Origin of the sequence: Kitasatospora sp. NPDC097643, from assembly GCF_040302625.1 — a bacterium.
Classification (GTDB): Bacteria; Actinomycetota; Actinomycetes; order Streptomycetales; family Streptomycetaceae; genus Kitasatospora.
The window spans coordinates 1-2,676 of the sequence record NZ_JBEOSA010000157.1 but is presented as its reverse complement, the minus strand read 5'-3'; the positions used below and the strand labels follow the sequence as shown (position 1 = coordinate 2,676).

Annotated in this window: 1 protein-coding gene; it reads left to right on the top strand. The window is 74.0% G+C overall.

Annotated elements, in window-relative coordinates; translation table 11 throughout:
- Nucleotides 1-2,676, top strand: a 2,676-nt coding sequence (locus ABTY15_RS39535; protein WP_350607594.1) for a type I polyketide synthase, incomplete at both ends; no start/stop codon positions are given.

Here is a 2,676-nt window from a genome sequence, read left to right as displayed (position 1 = left end):
GGTGCGGTGGAGTTGGCGGCGGAGCTGACCGGTCTGGGTGCCGAGGTGGCGTTCGCGGCGTGTGATGTCGCGGATCGTGCCGCGCTGGCGGCGGTTCTGGAGGGTGTGGAGCTGACCGCGGTCGTCCACACGGCGGGTGTGCTGGATGACGGGATCGTGCCTTCCCTCACGCCCGAGCGGCTGGATGCCGTGCTGCGTCCGAAGGTGGATGCGGCGTGGAACCTTCACGAGCTGACGATGGACCGTCCGCTCGCGGCGTTCGTGTTGTTCTCCTCCGCGGCCGGTGTGTTCGGCGCGGCGGGGCAGGCGAACTACGCCGCGGCCAACGCCTTCCTCGACGCCCTCGCCGAGCACCGCCACGCCGCGGGTCTCCCGGGGCAGTCCCTGGCGTGGGGGCTGTGGGCGGAGGACGGCGGCGGTATGGCCGGCGAGCTGGGCGACGCGGACGTGCAGCGGATGGCTCGCGGCGGTGTGCAGGCGCTGTCCACGGCCGAGGGCCTCGCGCTGCTCGACGCCGCCGGTGACCGCGACGACGCCGTCCTGGTACCGATCCGCCTCGACCTCGCCGGACTCCGCACCCAGGCCGAGGCGGGCATGCTGCCGCCCGTCCTGCGCGGGCTGGTCCGGGCGCCGCTGCGCCGGGCCACCGCCGCGGGGTCCCGGGTCGGCGCGGGGTCGGCGCTGGCCGCTCGGCTGGCGGCGCTCGGTGCCGCGGAGCGGGAGACCCTGCTGTTCGACCTGGTGCGCGGCGAGGTGGCGGAGGTGCTCGGCTACGGCGGTGCGGCCGCCGTGGATCCGAACCGGGCCTTCAAGGACCTCGGGTTCGACTCGCTGACCGCGGTCGAGCTGCGGAACCGCCTCAACGGTGCCACCGGCCTGCGGCTGCCCGCCACCCTCGTCTTCGACTACCCGAACCCGGCCGCGCTCGCCGAGCAGCTCCGGACCGAGCTGCTCGGTGCGCTGCCGGAGGCCGCCGCGGACGTGAGCACGGCCCTGGACGACGAGCCGATCGCGATCGTCGGCATGGCCTGCCGCTACCCCGGCGGGGTCGAATCGCCCGAGGACCTGTGGCGGCTGGTCGCCGACGGGCGGGACGCGCTCTCGGCCTTCCCCGAGGACCGCGGCTGGGACGTCGAGAACCTCTACCACCCGGACCCGGACCACCTCGGCACCTCGTACGTCCGCGAGGGCGGCTTCCTGCACCGGGCGGGCGAGTTCGACCCGGGGTTCTTCGGCATCTCGCCGCGCGAGGCGATGTCGATGGACCCGCAGCAGCGGCTGCTGCTGGAGACGTCCTGGGAGGCCTTCGAGCGGGCCGGGATCGACCCGCGGACGGTTCGCGGCAGTCGTACCGGTGTCTTCGTCGGCGTGATGTACAACGACTACGCCATGGTGCTCCAGCAGTCGGTGGAGGGAGCCGAGGGCCAGATCAGCACCGGCACCTCGGGCAGTATCGCCTCCGGCCGCGTCTCCTACACCTTCGGCCTGGAGGGGCCGGCGGTCACGATCGACACGGCGTGTTCCTCCTCGCTCGTCGCGCTGCACCTGGCCTGCCAGTCGTTGCGCACCGGCGAGTCGTCGCTCGCGCTGGCGGGCGGCGTGACGGTGATGCTGACGCCGAGCACGTTCGTGGAGTTCAGCCGCCAGCGGGGCCTGGCCGCCGATGGCCGCTGCAAGGCCTTCTCGGACGACGCGGACGGCACCGGCTGGGGCGAGGGCGTCGGCATGATCCTGGTGGAGCGGCTGTCGGACGCCCGGCGGAACGGCCACCCGGTGCTCGGCATCGTCCGCGGCAGTGCCGTCAACCAGGACGGCGCGTCCAACGGCCTGACGGCGCCCAACGGCCCGTCCCAGCAGCGGGTCATCAGGCAGGCGCTCGCGAGCGCCGGGCTGACGGCCGGCGAGGTCGACGCGGTGGAGGCGCACGGCACCGGCACCACCCTCGGCGACCCGATCGAGGCACAGGCGCTGCTCGCCACCTACGGTCAGGGGCGCGCGGAGGGCCGTCCGCTCTGGCTGGGCTCGGTGAAGTCCAACATGGGCCACACCCAGGCGGCGGCGGGTGCGGCCGGCGTGATCAAGATGGTGCTGGCGATGCAGCACGGGGTGCTGCCGAAGAGCCTCCATGTCGGTGAGCCGTCCTCGCACGTCGACTGGTCGGCCGGCGCGGTCGAACTGCTCGCCGAAGCCCGTCCCTGGCCGGAGAACGGGCGGGCGCGCCGCTCGGCGGTCTCCTCCTTCGGCTTCAGCGGCACCAACGCGCACATCATCCTGGAGCAGGCCCCGGAACCAGAGGCCGTGGAAGCGGCGGACCAGGACGGCGCACCGCTGGCCGCGCTCACCTCCGGTCTGCCGTGGGTGCTCTCGGCCCGCACGGCCGGCGCGCTGGCCGGCCAGGCCCGGCGGCTGCTCGACCTGCTGGACGGCGAACCGGACACCGCGCCGGAGGCGGTCGGGGTCGCCCTGGCGTCGACCCGAGCTGCCTTCGAACACCGTGCCGTGCTCGTCGGCGCCGACCGTTCCGAGCTCAGGGCGGCCCTGGAGACCCTGGCGGCCGACGGCGTGTCGGCCGGTCAGATCAGGGGCGTGAGCGGTTCGGCGGGGAAGGTGGCGTTCGTCTTCCCGGGTCAGGGTTCGCAGTGGGCTTCGATGGCGGTGGAGTTGCTGGAGTCCTCG